15 protein-coding genes are annotated in these 15,417 nt (G+C 69.1%); 6 read left to right on the top strand and 9 right to left on the bottom strand.

What is annotated here, in order from left to right; all coding sequences use genetic code 11:
- Nucleotides 1–13: 13 nt before the first annotated feature.
- Nucleotides 14–1,030 (bottom strand): NAD-dependent epimerase/dehydratase family protein, encoded by a 1,017-nt coding sequence (locus VFK57_09295; protein ID HET7695889.1) that lies wholly within the window; start codon nt 1,028–1,030, stop codon nt 14–16.
- Nucleotides 1,023–1,895 (bottom strand): rhomboid family intramembrane serine protease, encoded by an 873-nt coding sequence (locus VFK57_09290; GenBank protein ID HET7695888.1) that lies wholly within the window; start codon nt 1,893–1,895, stop codon nt 1,023–1,025. Before VFK57_09290 ends, VFK57_09295 begins: the two co-directional genes overlap by 8 nt.
- A 137-nt stretch (nt 1,896–2,032) precedes the next feature.
- Here VFK57_09290 and VFK57_09285 point away from each other — a divergent pair, with 137 nt between their 5' ends.
- The 5 genes from VFK57_09285 to VFK57_09265 all read left to right on the top strand — a co-directional run bounded on the left by VFK57_09285 (nt 2,033) and on the right by VFK57_09265 (nt 7,217).
- Entirely contained in the window at nt 2,033–2,962 is a 930-nt protein-coding gene (locus tag VFK57_09285; protein HET7695887.1) for an NAD-dependent epimerase/dehydratase family protein, read from the top strand.
- 273 nt (nt 2,963–3,235) lie between these two features.
- Nucleotides 3,236–3,802 (top strand): sigma-70 family RNA polymerase sigma factor, encoded by a 567-nt coding sequence (locus tag VFK57_09280; GenBank protein ID HET7695886.1) that lies wholly within the window; start codon nt 3,236–3,238, stop codon nt 3,800–3,802.
- 2 nt (nt 3,803–3,804) lie between these two features.
- Complete coding sequence (locus VFK57_09275) at nt 3,805–4,620, top strand: hypothetical protein (GenBank protein ID HET7695885.1); 816 nt, start codon at nt 3,805–3,807, stop codon at nt 4,618–4,620.
- A 34-nt stretch (nt 4,621–4,654) separates the two neighbouring features.
- A complete protein-coding gene (locus tag VFK57_09270; GenBank protein HET7695884.1) occupies nt 4,655–6,037 on the top strand; it encodes a HEAT repeat domain-containing protein in 1,383 nt (460 codons plus the stop codon).
- 10 nt (nt 6,038–6,047) lie between these two features.
- Nucleotides 6,048–7,217, top strand: coding sequence for a HEAT repeat domain-containing protein (locus tag VFK57_09265; protein ID HET7695883.1), 1,170 nt, complete (start codon nt 6,048–6,050; stop codon nt 7,215–7,217).
- 3 nt (nt 7,218–7,220) lie between these two features.
- Here VFK57_09265 and VFK57_09260 read toward each other — a convergent pair whose 3' ends face one another.
- From VFK57_09260 to VFK57_09230, 7 genes are all read right to left on the bottom strand, one after another.
- Nucleotides 7,221–7,721, bottom strand: coding sequence for a ferritin-like domain-containing protein (locus VFK57_09260; protein ID HET7695882.1), 501 nt, complete (start codon nt 7,719–7,721; stop codon nt 7,221–7,223).
- Between the two features lie 64 nt (nt 7,722–7,785).
- Nucleotides 7,786–8,334 (bottom strand): YqgE/AlgH family protein, encoded by a 549-nt coding sequence (locus VFK57_09255; GenBank protein ID HET7695881.1) that lies wholly within the window; start codon nt 8,332–8,334, stop codon nt 7,786–7,788.
- Nucleotides 8,335–8,350: 16 nt separating this feature from the next.
- Nucleotides 8,351–9,010, bottom strand: coding sequence for a UdgX family uracil-DNA binding protein (locus tag VFK57_09250; GenBank protein ID HET7695880.1), 660 nt, complete (start codon nt 9,008–9,010; stop codon nt 8,351–8,353).
- Nucleotides 9,003–10,043, bottom strand: coding sequence for a tRNA epoxyqueuosine(34) reductase QueG (gene queG / locus VFK57_09245; GenBank protein ID HET7695879.1), 1,041 nt, complete (start codon nt 10,041–10,043; stop codon nt 9,003–9,005). Before queG ends, VFK57_09250 begins: the two co-directional genes overlap by 8 nt.
- 47 nt (nt 10,044–10,090) lie before the next feature.
- Nucleotides 10,091–12,838, bottom strand: coding sequence for an aconitate hydratase AcnA (gene acnA, locus VFK57_09240; protein HET7695878.1), 2,748 nt, complete (start codon nt 12,836–12,838; stop codon nt 10,091–10,093).
- A gap of 7 nt (nt 12,839–12,845) precedes the next feature.
- Nucleotides 12,846–14,384, bottom strand: coding sequence for an ABC transporter permease/substrate-binding protein (locus VFK57_09235; protein ID HET7695877.1), 1,539 nt, complete (start codon nt 14,382–14,384; stop codon nt 12,846–12,848).
- Nucleotides 14,381–15,148, bottom strand: coding sequence for an ATP-binding cassette domain-containing protein (locus VFK57_09230; GenBank protein ID HET7695876.1), 768 nt, complete (start codon nt 15,146–15,148; stop codon nt 14,381–14,383). The genes VFK57_09235 and VFK57_09230 overlap by 4 nt, the downstream gene beginning before the upstream one ends.
- Nucleotides 15,149–15,206: 58 nt before the next feature.
- On the opposite strand from VFK57_09230, the gene VFK57_09225 reads away from it, so the two are divergent.
- A complete protein-coding gene (locus VFK57_09225; GenBank protein ID HET7695875.1) occupies nt 15,207–15,413 on the top strand; it encodes a hypothetical protein in 207 nt (68 codons plus the stop codon).
- Nucleotides 15,414–15,417 lie beyond the last annotated feature (4 nt).

Genomic DNA, 15,417 nt, shown 5'->3' with positions numbered 1-15,417 from the left:
CGGCGGACAGGACCTACGCGTACCGCTTCCTGATCGTCGGAATCAGATACTCGCTGAACGCGCGCGCGAAGTCGTAGCGGGGGGCGAAGCCCCAGTCGCGGCGTGCGGCAGCGTCGTCGACGTCCGCCGGCCATGAATCGACGATCGCCTGGCGCTTGCGATCCGGGCTCCACGAGACCGCGGCATTCGGGAACGCCCGGGTGACCACGCCGCGGATCTCTTCCGCCGCCGGACTGAATGCGCCCACGTTGTAGGCGGTCCGCTGCAGGCGGTCGCGCGGCGCGGCGGCGAGCGTCAGCAGCGCGTCCACGCCGTCCGGCATGGCCATGAATGGAATCCGCGTGTCGGGCCGGACGAAACAGCCGTACGGCTCCCCTTTCGCCGCGGCGTGAATCATCTCGGGCGCGTAGTCGGACGTCCCTCCCGACGGCACCGTCACCGCGGAGATCAGTCCCGGGAACCGCACGCACCGGAAATCCACCTTCCCGCTCGCCACCTCCGCCGCCAGCTGTTTGTAGTGCCGCGCGTAGTAATTGCCCAGCATCTCGCAATACAGCTTGTTGCACCCGTACATCGTCGTCGGATGCAGGTAGTCGTCTTCCTTGACCTTCCCGGCGCTGTTCTTGGTGGCGAGATCCGGCAATCCGTACGCGGCAATCGACGACGGATACAGAAAGACGACGGGGCGGCCGTGCGATTCCGCTTCGTGCTGCGCGAATTCGAGCAGGTGCAGCGTGCCCTCGACGTTGACCTGGTGCGCGGCGACGGGCGTGAACTCGGATCGGGTCGACAGCAGCGCGGCGAGATGGAAGATCAGGTCCACCTCGAACTCCGCCATGAGCCGCTCGAGCAGCGCGACGTCCGTGATCGAGCCCGTGATCTCGCGATCGACCTTCCGGGCGATCGAGTCGTCCAGACGCGAGACGTCGATGGTGACGATGCGCCGGTCGCCGCGCTCGGCAAGCCGGTTGATGAGGCCGTGGCCGATCTCGCCGCCGGCCCCGGTGATGACGACGACCGGTTTACGCATTCGAGGCGAGGACTCGCAGCACCGTGCTGCCGATCGAGGCGATCACGGCCAGAGCGGTCGCCAGCAGGCACAGCGCGGCGATGATGAAGTGATCCATGCGCTCCGGCTTCAATGGATCGAGCCACATGCTGGCGAGATACCCGCCGATGAAGCCGCCGAGGTGAGCGGAGTTGTCGATCCCGGGCATGATCAGACCGAAGATGCCGGCCGTGATCGCGAAGTTCAACGCCGTCGACCCCACCAGACTGCTGCCGCCGCGGCGTCCGTAGTGAACCAGCGCGCCGAGCAGGCCGAAGATGGGCGCGGACGCGCCGACCGACTGGTACGCCCCGGACAGGAACGGGATGAACGGGAAATAGGCGCCCAGCAGCGACGTCAGCAGAAACCCGCCGATGCATCCGATGGTGTAGATGATCACCATCCGCGCGGCGCCGTACATCTCGGCCACGGCGGGTCCGAGATCGCGCACCCACATCATGTTGAAGAGGATGTGGAGCGCGCCGGCGTGCAGCCAGCCGGCGCTGAGGAGCGTCCACCACCGCCCGTCGTAGAACACCGGCCGCGCCCCGGACGCGCCGAGGAGATAGTTGATTCCAGGGGCGGGGCCGAGAATCGAGAACGCGCTGCCGCCGAGCAGGTTTCCGCCCGCGAGAACCGTCAGCACCAGCGAAAGGAAATACACGGCAATCGAGCCGTAGAGAATCAGCGAGACGAAGCCGAGATCGTTGCCGAACCGCCGCAGCACGGGACCGAAGCCCCACAGGCCGGGATTGCGCCGCCCGCAGGTGTAGCACTTGTCGTCGTTCACCCCGACCAGCGAGCCGCACGAGGCGCAGACGACGGAGCCCGTTTTCTGGCGGAACATCAGGAGCTTAAGTCTATATCGGGTGATCGGGCCATCGGGTGATCGGGCCATCGGGTGATCGGGCCATCGGGTGATCGGGTGATCGGGTCATCGGGTGATCGGGCCATCGAGGGGCGACAATCGGGTAATCTGCCGACATGCGGGTGCTGGTCACAGGCGGCACCGGATATCTGGGGTCGGCGATCGTGCGGGCGCTGGCGCGCGGCGGACACGAACCGATCGTGTTCGCGCGTCAGGCTCCCCTCGCGGCGCTGCCCGGCCGGATGCTCCGGGGCGACGTTCGCGACACTCGCGCCGTGACGGCCGCCGCGGCAGAGGCGGATGCGATCTGCCACACGGCGGCGCTGGTGGCGCGGTGGCGCCGGGATCCGTCCGAGTTCGACGCGATCAATGTCGGCGGGCTCCAGTCGGTGCTTTCCGCCGCCCGCGAACTGCAGATCCCGCGCGTCGTCTACACGTCCTCGTTCCTGGCGCTGCCGCCCGCCGACAGCCCGCAGGTCCTCACGGCGAATCACTACCAGCGCACGAAGGTGGCGGCCCGCGACGTGGCGCGGCGCGCGGCCGCGGAAGGCGTGCCGGTGGTCACGCTGTATCCCGGTGTGATCTACGGTCCGGGGCCGGCGACCGAAGGCGATCTCGTCGGGCGGCTCATGCGCGATCACCTGCGCGGGCGTCTGGCCGCGGCGATCGGCCCGGAGCGCCTGTGGTCGTTCGCCTTCGTGGACGACGTCGCAGAGGCGCACGTCGCCGCCCTCACCCATCCGTCTCCGGGACGGGAATACGTCGCCGGCGGGGTCAACGCCCCGCAGCGCTCGATTTACGAGTTCCTGCGGGACGCGCTCGGCCGCGCCCTGCCGCGGCGGATGCCGGCCGCGCTGGCCGTCGCGGCGGCAATCGCGAACGAGGCGTACGCGTCGCTGCGCCGGCGGCCGCCGCTGCTCGACCGCGGCGTGGTGCAGATCTTCCAGCACGACTGGTCGCTGGACAGCAGCCCGGCGGAAGCGGATCTGGGTCTACGGATGACTCCGCTGACCGAGGGACTGGCGCGCACGCTGGCGGCGCTGTAAAGGGTACCGTGGTTGCAGTCCAGGTCTGCGTACCCTGTCGAGTCCGAGAGAACCTGGATGTCCACCTGTCCTTTTTGCGGGGTCCCCGCAGACGCCCCACACGAAACGCAGGAAGGATGTATAGAGGCATTGCACGCAGAAATTGCGCGCGTACGCGCCGTGCTGGATCAGGTCCATTCGGCCGCCGTCCCCGGACCCGCCGACGACGACCGCCCCAACCCGGATAAGGCGTAAAGCCTAACCGCTTCCCGCAAACCCCGTCTAATCACTCGGATGCCGCATACGGACGCCGCCGCCGTGGCCCTGGCGCGGGACGGAGACAGCGAGGCCTTCCGGGCGCTGGTCGACCGGCACAGCCGGGCGGTCTACCGGCTGGCGCACCGGATGACCGGTAATCCGCAGGACGCCGAGGACGTGGTCCAGGAGACCTTCCTGAAGGCGTACCGGCAGCTCGGACGCTTCGAGTCGCGCGCCAATTTCGGCACGTGGCTCCATCGGATCTGCGTGAACTGTTCGATCGACCTGATTCGGAGCCGGAAACACCAGGAGGCGGGGCATGACGCAGCGGATCTCGAGACGCTCGACAGCGTGGACGAACACCGCGTCGATCCCTCCCCGGAGCGCCTCATGTTGAGCAGCGAAGTCCAGGAGCGCGTCGGCCGCGCGATGGAGGAGCTGACCGCGATGGAGCGCGCCGCGTTCGTGCTGCGCCACTTCGAAGGGCAGTCGATCGAGGAGATCAGCGGGGCGCTCGGCCTCAAGGCCAACGCCGCGAAGCACAGCATCTTCCGGGCCGTGCGCAAGATGCGCCTGGCGCTGGAACCGTTTGTCGAGAGTTAGCCATGTCCACCACGCTGCACCTGAACGACGACGACCTGGTCCTGCACTACTACGGCGAAATGACGCCGGCGGAGGAGGCGAATGCCGGCGCCCACCTCGCGTCGTGCGCCCACTGCCAGGCCAGCTACGCGAAGCTGCAGCGGGTGATGGCATTCGTCGACAGCGCGCCGGCGGTCGAAGCGGCGCCGGGCTTCGAGCGGATCGCCTGGGCGCGGCTGGAGCCGGCGCTGCCGGCGCCGCGCCGGGCGTCGCTCCCGGGGATGCTCGCCTGGTTCGTGCTCTCGCCGGCGCGGCTCGCCTTCACCGCCGGCATCGTCATGCTGATCGGCGCGGCGTTCATGGCCGGCCGCATGACGCGGCAGGCGGCGCCGGCAGCGGCGTCGCAGATCGTGCAGAGCGCCGAGAAAGTGCGCGAGCGCATCCTGCTCGTGGATCTCGGCGAGCACCTCGATCGATCCCAGATGGTGCTGGTGGAGCTCGTGAGCGCGCCGCTCAACGACGATTCGGGCGGGAGCGTCGACATCTCGCTGGAGCAGTCGCGCGCCGAGCAGCTGGTCTCGGCCAACCGGCTGTATCGGCAGACCGCGTTGTCGACGGGCGACGCGGCGATGGCCTCGGTCCTCGACGAGCTGGAGCGCGTGCTCGTCGACGTCGCGGCCAGTCCATCGACGGTGACCCAGGAGGACCTCGACATGGTGCGGCGCCGCATCGAGTCGAAGGAGCTCCTCTTCAAGGTGCGCGTGGTGTCGTCCCAGGTGCGCGACCGGCAGCGGGCCGAGACGCGGCAGCTGACGGCCGGATCCACGCTCGGTTCATAGACAGTCCGCAGTTTCCCCAGTGAGAGCGATGCATATGAAGACACAGATCCTGACAATGACGATGGCGGCGGCGCTCGCTGCGGCCGTCCCGGCGGCGGCGCAGTCCACCTATACGATCGGCGGCGCCGTGACCGCGCAGCCCGCGACGGTCGATCGCGCGGCGTTGGAGCCGGCCGCCATCCAGGCCGCGGCCATGGCCTACGCCGATCAGCAGAGCGAGCGGGAGCGCGAGCTGGCGCGGGTGGAGCGGGAGCGCGAGGAGGCGGCGCGGGAGAAGGAGCGCGCCCAGCGCGAGCGGGAGCGTGAATACTCCGCCTACGACGCCGGCCAGCAGGCCCTCGACAGCGCCCGCTGGGACCGGGCGATCTCCAGCTTCGATCGCGTGATCGAGATGAAGGGGACGCGCGCCGACGCCGCGCTCTACTGGAAGGCCTACGCGCAGAACAAGCTCGGCCAGCGCCCCGAAGCGCTCAACACGATCGGCACGCTCGTGAAGGAGTATCCGAAGAGCCGCTATCTCAACGATGCGCGCGCGCTCGAAATCGAGGTGAAACGCGCCGGCGGACAGACGCCGAACCCCGCCGCCGAGAGCGACGAAGAGATCAAGGTCATGGCGCTCAACGCGCTGCAGAACACCGCGCCGGAGGAAGCCATCCCGATGCTGCAGAAGGTGCTGCAGGGTACCGGCTCGCCGCGGCTGAAGTCGCAGGCGCTCTTCGTCCTGGCGCAGAGCAACTCGCCGAAAGCGCGCGAGATTCTCGTCAACATCGCCAAGGGCGCCGGAAACCCGGACCTGCAGATCCGCGCCATCCGCTACCTCTCGGTCCACGGCGGCCGTGAGAGCCGGGCCGCGCTCGCCGACATCTACAGCGCCACCAGCGACATCGACGTCAAGAAGCGGATTCTCATGGGCTTCATGCAGGCCGGCGAGAAGGACCGCCTGGTCACCGCGGCGCAGAGCGAGCAGAACGCCGAGCTGCGCGCCACCGCCGTGCAGCAGCTCGGGAACATGGGCGCGCACGACGAGCTGTGGGCGATGTATCAGAAAGAAACGACGCTCGACGTCAAGAAGCAGATCATCCGCGCCCTCTTCACCGGCGGCAGCCTGACGCGGCTGAGCGAGCTGGCCCGCAACGAGCGCGATCCCGAGCTGCGCCTCCTGGCCGTCCGCAATCTGGGCGTCATGGGCAGCAAGCGGACCGGCGACATCCTCGTGGAGATCTACAACAGCGACAAGGACCCGGCGATCCGCAAGGCGGTGATCAACGGCCTGTTCCAGTCCAACAACGCCGAAGGACTCGTCGCGCTGGCGAGGAAGGAGTCCGATCCGGTGATGAAGAAGGAAATGGTGTCGCGGCTCTCGAACATGCGGTCGAAGGTCGCGACCGACTACCTGATCGAGCTGCTGAACAAGTAAGGGGTCCATCATGAGAGCGGCAGCGTTCGTCGTCGGTTGCCTGGCCCTCTCGATCTGCGGCAGCGCCGCCCCGTCCGCCCGCATCCAGGGCGGCGGGACGGGTCCGGCGCCGGCGCAGGGAGCCAGCACCGCGGTCCCGCGGATCACCAACGGCCGCGTCGTCACGCAGTCGGCCGGCTCGGCGCTCGACGCCACGTTCAGGCGCCTCGTCGCGGCGCAGCCGGAGCCCGCCTGGATCGGATACGCCGTCCCCGCCGTGAACCGCACGGAGGGACGCCGCTGCTGCAGCGGCGACACGTGGATCTCGGACGGCATCGTCTTCACCAACGGGCGGATTGCCACCTGCACGCTCGAATCGGGTTCGCCGGCGTCCACGCGGCGGAGTCCCGATCAACCGGCGCAGCTGCAGAGTCCGGTACGGCTCGAAGGTCCCGACAGCGTCGTCGTCCTCTATCGCGTCGAGGACAAGGCGGTGCAGCGGATGCGGATCGTGTCGCCCGACTGCGAGCTGGACGCGGGCGGACGCGCGGTGACCTGGCTGGAGGGGGTGACCGGCCCCGACTCCGTCCGTCTGCTGTCGACGTTCGTGACGCGCGCCGACGTCCGATCGGATCGGCTCACCGAGACCGCCCTCAGCGCCATCGCGATGCACCGCGACGACGCGGCGGACGCGGCGCTGGAGAGATTCGGCGCGCCGTCCAGTCCCGAGTTCGTGCGCAGGAAGGTGACGTTCTGGCTGGGCAGCACGCGCGGCGCGCGCGGATTCGAGGCGGTGAAGAAGATCGCGCGCGACGATCCCAGCGAGGAGGTCCGGAAGAGCGCGATGTTCGGGCTCTCGCAGGGGGCCGACGCCCAGGCGGTGCCGGAACTGGTGCGGTTCGCCCGGCAGGACGCGAGCGCCAAAGTGCGCGGCGAGGCGATCTTCTGGCTGGCGCAGAAGGCCGGCCAGCGCGCCGCCGCCGAGATCACCGCCTCGATCGAGAACGATCCGGATACGGACGTGAAGAAGCGCGCCGTCTTCGCGCTGAGTCAGCTGCCGAAGGACGAAGGAATTCCGCTGCTGATCAAGGTGGCGAAGTCGAACCAGAACCCCGCGGTGCGGAAGCAGGCGATGTTCTGGCTCGGACAGTCGCGGGACCCGAGAGCACTCGACTTCTTCGCCGAAGTGCTCTCGAAGTGATTGCTACGCTTCCTGCAACGCCTCCACGTTGACGACCGATTCGGCGAGCTGGGAGAGCTTCTTGTCGGTGCGTCCTTCCTCGTCGAGCGTCTGCTGCAGCAGGCGAGCGGCGCGGGTGTAGCCGAGCAGCTCGGCGTGCGCGCGTGCGGTGCCGTAGGCGGCGATCTCGTAGTGTTCGACCTTCTGCGCCGCGCCGATCATCGCCGCGTCGAGGGTGTCTTCGTCGAACTCGCTCATCACTTCCTTGCCCTCTTCGAGCAATCCTTCCATCCCCGCGCACTTCTTGCCCTTGGGTGAGAAGTCGAGCTCGTCGGCAATCTGCTCCAGCCGCCCCGCCTGATTGCGCGTCTCGTCGAGATGGCGCTCGAACGCGGCCCGCAGCTGCGGATTGGTGGCGTTCTTCGCCATTTTCGGCAGCGCCTTGATGATCTGGTTCTCGGCGCTGTAGAGATCCTTGATCTGATCCTCGAACAGGTCGTGGAGCGGATGACGTTCCTCTGGCATGTATCCTCCTCGTGCGTTCATGGTCCGGGAGGACGGCTGCAATGCACGGGCCACCGCCGGACGATCAATGCACGCCGTGACTGGTCGTGAGCGCGGCCGGATCGGCGCCGAGGCGGCGGATCGCCGATTCCCACATCACGTCCGGCGCGGTGTCGAAGACGATGTCGAGATCGACGTCCCCCATCAGCCAGGCGGACTGCGCGAGCTCGTCATCGAGCTGGCCCGGACCCCACCCGGCGTAGCCGGCGAGTACGCGCGCGCGCGGCGCGGGACGCGCCTGCAGCACGTCGCGCAGCAGCACCTGTGACGTCGAGAGATACAGCCCGTCGCGGATGAACTTGAACTCCGGCGACGCCGGCTCCTCGTTGAGCAGAATCCAGCCGCGCTGCGGCTCGACCGGACCGCCGATCCACAGCGGCATGTCGTTGCCGCCGACGATCGGCGGCTCGAGGCGGACCATCGCGCTCGCAGGCATGTCGGTCGGCCGGTTCAGCACCAGGCCGAACGCCCCGTCGGGGCCGTAGTCGCAGAGCAGGACCACCGTCCGGGAAAAATTCGGGTCCTGCATCTGCGGCATCGAGAGCAACAGGGCGGTGCGAAACGTTTCCTGCATCGAGACACTCCTGAAATCAGTGCAGCTCGGCCGCCGCGCGGCGAAGGTCGGCGATGAACCGCGCCATCTCGGCGTGACGGCTCTCGTCGTCCGGCGCGCGCAGGATGGACGAGGGATGAACGGTGGCGGTGACGCGCGGCGCCAGCGGAGAGTCGACGAACCGGCCGCGCTGCTGCGAGACCTTGAAGGCCTTGCCCAGCAGCGCCTGCGCCGCGGTCGCGCCGAGGCAGACCAGCACGCGCGGCTTGACCAGCGCGATTTCCGTTTCCAGCCACGGACGGCAGGCCGCAATTTCCGCGCCGTTCGGCTTGGCGTGGATGCGCCGCTTGCCGCGCGGCTCGAACTTGAAGTGCTTCACCACATTGGTCACGTACACGGTCCCGCGATCGATCCCCGCCTCGGCCAGCGCGCGATCCAGCAGCTTGCCCGCCGGCCCGACGAATGGATGCCCGGCCAGATCCTCCGCGTCCCCCGGCTGCTCCCCGACCAGCATCACCTCGGCCTTGCGCGGCCCCTCGCCGAACACCGTCTGGGTCGCGTTGCGATACAGGTGGCACGCGCGGCATCCCCTGGCCGTCTGGCGGACCTTGTCGATCGTCGGCCGCGGCGGAATCATCTCGGACACCGGCGGCCCCACCTTCGCGGGAGGCGTCGGCGCGGCGGGCCTCTTAGCCATCCGCCAGCTCCAGCGCCCAGTGGATGTGCTCCGCCACCATCGGATCGTCGCAGGTCGGCTCGCGCACTTCGCGCAGCGCCGTGAGCGCATCGGCGTCGCCCGACGCGCCGGCACAGACCGCCACGTTCCGCCGCAGTCGGCGGACCCCCGCCCGGGTCATCGCGCTCTTCTTCATCGCGGCGCGCAACTCCGCATCGGGCGTGCGCCACAGCCCGGCGAGCGAGCGCCCGTCGAACGCCGCACGCGGCAGCCACGGACTGCCGGCGGCGTCCTCGCCCGCCGGCTGCGCGTTCCACGGACACACCTCCTGGCACACGTCACATCCGTAGGCGTGATTGCCCAGCGACTCGCGCTGATCGATCGGAATCTCCCCTTTCAGCTCGATCGTGAGATAGGAGAGGCACCGCGTCGCGTCGACGACGTAGGGCGCAGCGATCGCGTCCGTGGGGCACGAATCGATGCACAGCGTGCAGCTGCCGCACTGGTCGAGTGCAGGCGCGTCGGGCTCGAGGTCCAGGCTGCAGATGATCTCCGAGAGGAAGAGCCACGACCCCAGTTCCGGATTGATCAGACAGGTGTTCTTCCCGATCCATCCCAGCCCGGCGTACTGCGCGTAGACGCGCTCCTGCACGGGGCCGGTGTCGACGTAGGCCCGCGCCTCGAACGCGCTCCCCGCGCGCTCTCGCATCCACGCGAGCAGCGCATCCATCCTCTGCTGGATGACGTCGTGATAGTCCTCGCCCCAGGCGTAGCGCGCGATCAGGGCGGCGGATGTGCCGGCGATCTCGGTCGAGTACGGCCGGTCGGTGTCGTAGACCGTGCCCAGGGAGATGACGGACGCGGCCGAGGGCACGACCGCGCGGACGTCCGCACGGCGTTCGGCGGAACGAGCCAGGTAGCCCATCTCCCCCGCATACCCGCGCGCGATCCACTCGCGAAGGAAGCCGAGCTCCTTGTAGTCGGTGGCCGCCGCGATGCCGCAGAGATCGAACCCCAGCTCGGCGGCGCGCGACTTGATCTCGGCGGAGGTCACTCTCCGATTATAGGAGGGGGCAAAACCGGCAGCGCGGTTCGAACCGATTACGTCGCGACGAGCTGGCGCAGGACGTACGGCAGAATCCCGCCGTTCCGGTACGCCACCAGTTCCTCGGGCGTGTCGATCCGCACCGTCGCGGTGAACTCGTTGATGGTGCCATCGGGACCGGTCGCGCGGACCGTGACGGTCCCCGCGTGCGTCATCGTCACGATCCCGAGGATGTCGTACGACTCGCGGCCGGTGAGCTTCAGGGCCGAGGCGTTCTGTCCGGCCTTGAACTCGAGCGGCAGCACCCCCATGTTCACCAGGTTGCTGCGGTGGATGCGCTCGAAGCTTTCGGCGAGGACGGCCTTCACGCCGAGCAGCAGCGTCCCCTTGGCCGCCCAGTCGCGCGACGAGCCGGACCCGTATTCCTTGCCCGCGATCACCATCAGCGGCACGCCGGCCTGGCGGTAGCGCACCGACGCGTCGTAGATGGTCGCCACCTCGTCCCCCGGCAGCGTCACGGTCCAGCCTCCCTCCGTGCCGGGAGCCAGTTGGTTGCGCAGGCGGATGTTGGCGAAGGTGCCGCGCATCATCACCTCGTGATTGCCGCGGCGCGCGCCGTACGAGTTGAAGTCGCGCGGGGCGACGCCGTGCGCGATCAGGTACTTCCCGGCCGGACTGTCGGCCGGGATCGATCCGGCCGGCGAGATGTGATCCGTGGTGACGCTGTCGCCGAGCAGCGCGAGGACGCGCGCGCCGCGCAGATCGGCCGGCGGCGCCGGATCCAGCGTGACCCCTTCGAAGAACGGCGGGTTGCGGATGTAGGTCGACGACTCGTCCCAGTTGAACCGCTCCCCTTGCGGCACCGGCAGCGACTGCCAGCGGCGATCCCCTTCGAACACGTGCGCGTACTGGTCGCGGAACATGTCGCGCCGCACCGACTGCAGCATCGCTTCCTGGATCTCGCGCTCGGCCGGCCAGATGTCGCGCAGATACACCGGCGTCCCGTCGGGGTCGGTCCCGAGCGGCTCGCAGGTGAGATCGATCTGCATCTTTCCCGCGATCGCGTAGGCGACGACGAGCGGCGGCGACGCGAGGTAGTTGGCCCGCACCTGCGACTGGATCCGGCCCTCGAAATTACGGTTGCCCGAGAGCACGGAGGCGACCACCAGATTGCGATCCTTGACGATCGACGACGTCGGCTCAGGCAGCGGTCCGCTGTTGCCGATGCACGTCGTGCAGCCGTAGCCCACGAGATTGAAGCCAAGCTCCGCCAGCGGCTCGAGCAGCCCGGCGTGGCGCAGATACTCGGTGACGACGAGCGACCCGGGCGCAAGGCTCGTCTTCACCCAGGGCTTCGACGTGAGCCCGCGCCGCACGGCATTCCGCGCCAGCAGCCCGGCGCCGATCATGACGCTCGGGTTCGAGGTGTTCGTGCAGCTCGTGATCGCCGCGATGACCACCGAGCCGTGCGACAAGCCTTCCATCCCCGGGACCGCGGAAGAATCGTCGGCGACCGCTGTGGCCACCGCCATCGTTTCGTGCGGCTGCGTCGCCTCGCCGGGCTTGTCCTTCACCGGCTTCGGCTTGCGCTCCGCGAGCATCACTTCGAGCGCCTGGTTGAACTTCACCTTCGCCTGGTTGAGGGACACGCGGTCCTGCGGCCGCTTCGGCCCGGCCAGGCTCGGCTCGATCGTCGACAGATCGAGCTCGGTCGAGAGCGTGTAGACGGGATCCGGCGACGCCGGCGTCCGGAACAGCCCCTGCTCCTTCGCATACGCCTCGACCAGCTTCACCCGCGACTCGTCGCGCGCGGTGAGCCGCAGGTAGTCGAGCGTCATGTCGTCGATCGGACAGATCGCGATGGTGGCGCCGTACTCCGGCGACATGTTGCCCAGCGTCGCGCGATCGGCAATGGTCAGGAACTCCAGCCCCGGCCCGTAGAACTCGACGAACTTGCCGACGACTCCCAGCTTGCGCAGCCGTTCGGTAATCGTCAGCACCAGGTCCGTCGCCGTCGCCCCTTCAGGCAGCCGGTTGGTCAGCCGAAAGCCGATCACTTCGGGAATCAGCATGGAGATCGGCTGCCCGAGCATCGCCGCCTCCGCCTCGATCCCGCCGACACCCCAGCCGACGACGCCGAGCCCGTTGACCATCGTGGTGTGCGAGTCGGTGCCGACCAGCGTGTCGGGGTACGCCAGCCGCTCGCCGTCCGCCTGCTCGCTGAACACCACGCGCGCCAGATACTCCAGGTTCACCTGGTGGACGATGCCGGTGTCGGGCGGCACCACCTTGAAGTTGTCGAACGCCGTCTGCCCCCATCGCAGGAAGGTGTAGCGCTCGCGGTTGCGCGAGAACTCCAGCTCGGCGTTCAGCTCGAACGCGTTCCGTTCGGCGAAGTGATCGACCTGCACCGAATGGTCGATGACCAGCTCGACGGGCTGCAGCGGGTTCACCTTCCCGGGATCGCCGCCGAGCCGGATGACCCCGTCGCGCATCGCCGCCAGGTCGACCACCGCGGGCACGCCGGTGAAGTCCTGCAGCAGGACCCGCGCCGGCATGAACGCGATCTCCCGGGCAGCCTTCGAGGTGACGTCCCAGCCCGCGAGCGTCGCGATGTCGTCGCGATCGACGAAGCGGCCGTCCTCGCGCCGGAGCAGGTTCTCGAGGAGGATCTTCAGCGAGTACGGCAGCCGCGCCAGACCGCTGTAACCGGCCTTCTCCAGCGCCGGCAGACTGAAATAGGCGAAGCGCTGGCCGCCGACGTTCAGCGACGACCGTGTCTGGAACGAGTTCTGCGAGACCATCTGTGGATCATCCCTTACTCCGACGGTCCCGTTCAAGCCGCGCGAGGAACGCCCGGGCCACCGCCGCCGGGTCCTGCCGTCCGGCGTCGACCGCCTGATTCATGAGTCGCATGTCCGCCATGGAGATGCGCCCGGCAAGCCGCTCCACCGCGGCGCGCACCGCCGGGTGCCGCAGCAGCGTCGCGCTGCGCGCAACCGGAACCGCGTCGTAGGGCGGAAAGTAGCGGCGGTTGTCCTCGAGCATGACCAGGTCGTAGGCGGCGATCAGACCGCTGGTCGCGTCGCCGGCCACCAGATCCACCTGACGCTGGGCCAGCGCGCGGTAGATCAGCGAGAGATCCATCGCTCGCGGCGGCGCGCCGAACCGCAGGCCGTAGCGCCCGGCGAGCCCCGGATACCCGTCGGCGCGCTGCAGGAACTCGTAGCCGAAGCCCGCCTGCCACCGCGGCGCGTGCGGCGCCGCGTCGTCGATCGTGCGCAAGCCGAGCCGCCGCGCGTCGTCGCCGCGCACCAGAATCGCGAACGTGTTCTCGAAGCCGAGCGCCGGCAGCATCGTCACCCCGGCCGATGCATATGCCTGCCGGACGCGTTCGCGGACGCGGGCGGGATCGGTGTCGACGGCGTGCTTGAACAGGGCGGCATCCGCCGTCCCGGTGTACTCGACGTAGAGATCGATGTCGCCGGAGCGAAGCGCGCGATCGCAGATGAACGTGCCGCCGAGATTCAGGCGACGTTCGACCCGGGTGCCGTCCCGCTCGATCTCCTGCGCGAGCAGCTCGCCGAGAATGATCTGTTCCGTGAAGTTCTTCGATCCGACGCGAATGGCACTGCCGGCGCTGGAGGCGCGGACCCAGACCGCAGCCGCGACGAGGATTGCGGCCGCCGTCGCCGCGATGGCGAGCACGGATCGTCCCCGGCGGCGGCTGAAGCCGCGTTCGGCCGCGAGCAGCAGGCCGTCGACGATCAAGGCCAGCGCGGCCGCCGGCACCGCGCCGGCCAGAATCACCGTGGGATCGACCATCGACAGACCGCGGAAGATGTATTCGCCGAGCCCGCCGGCGCCGACAGCGGCGGCGATCGTCGCGGTGCCGACGCCGATGACGGCGGCAACCCGGATGCCCGCCACGATCGACGGCAGCGCCAGCGGCAGCTCGACCTGGCGCAGCAGCTGGCCCGGCGTCATCCCCAGCGCGGTGCCCGCCTCCACGAGAGAGCGCTCCACGCCGCGCACTCCGGCCACCGTCGTCCTCACGATTGGCAGGAGCGCATACAGGATCAGGACGACGATGGCGACGCGGGCGCCGAGGCCGCCGACGATCGGCAGCGGCAGCATGAACCCGAACATGGCGAGGCTCGGAATCGTCTGCACGACGTTGGCGAGCCAGACCACCGGCGCGCCCAGGCGCGGACGCCGCGCCGCCAGGATGCCGACCGGGACGCCGATCGCAATGGCCGCGGCGGTGGAGGCGCCGACGAGGACCAGGTGCTGGAGCAGCAGGCCGACGAACTCGGCCCGATGGGCGGCGAGGAATCGCAGCAGCGTCATGGCAGCAGCGCCCGCGCCTCGAGCAGCGGCGCGAGCAGCGGGGTGACGCGCGGATTGGTGGAACGGGCCAGCGTGCGGGGCTCGTCGATCTCGGCGATGCGGCCCGCGTCCAGCACGCCGACGCGCGTCGCCAGCGCGAACGCCTCAGCCATGTCGTGCGTGACGATCACCACCGTCCTGCCGAGCGCCGCCTGGATGCGGCGGAATTCCGCGTGCAGTTCCGCGCGCGTCACCGGGTCGAGCGCGCCGAACGGTTCGTCCATCAGCAGAATCGGCGGATCGGCGGCGAGCGCGCGGGCGACGCCGACGCGCTGGCGTTGTCCCCCCGACAGCTCGAGCGCCGGCCGCCGCGCGTAGGTCTCGGGCGGCAGGCCGACGAGACGGAGCATCTCGTCGCAGCGCTCCGCGATCCGCGCCGCGTCCCACCCGAGCAGCCGCGGCACGACCGCGACGTTCTCTTCGACGGTCAGGTGCGGGAACAGCGCGATTTCCTGCAGCACGTATCCAATGCGGCGCCGCAGCTCGAACGGGTTCCACTCCCGCGTGCTCCGCCCTTCGACGGTGACGGAGCCGGACTCGGGAACGATCAATCCGTTGATCGTCTTGAGGATCGTGCTCTTGCCGGCGCCGCTGCGGCCGACCAGCGCCACCGTCTCGCCCGCGGCAATCTCGAGCGTGAGCCGGTCGAGCACCACGCCCGCCGCGCCGCGCGACACGCGCACGTCGCGCAGCGCAATCGACGCGGCGCCAGCCGGACGGTCCATCAGCCGGACTGTATCGCAGCGGTACGCAACTTGAAAGTTGACCCTCGGAGGCACACACATGGCAGACCAGGACATCCCGACGCGGTCGTCGAACATGGAGAAGGCGGAAGGCGATCGCGACGACGCGCCGGCGCCGCGCCCGGAGACCAACTATACGGAGCGCGGCAGGACCGGCATCACCAACCGTCCGCTCGACGAAGAAGTCGAAAACCAGAAGGACGTTCCGGAGCGCGGCGAGTCGAAGCCCGGCGCGCACGCGGGGTAACGCC

The organism is Vicinamibacterales bacterium, assembly GCA_035699745.1.
Taxonomy (GTDB): Bacteria; Acidobacteriota; Vicinamibacteria; order Vicinamibacterales; family 2-12-FULL-66-21; genus JAICSD01.
Note: the sequence above shows the minus strand (reverse complement) of the source record. Positions and strands in the feature narration are given on the sequence as shown.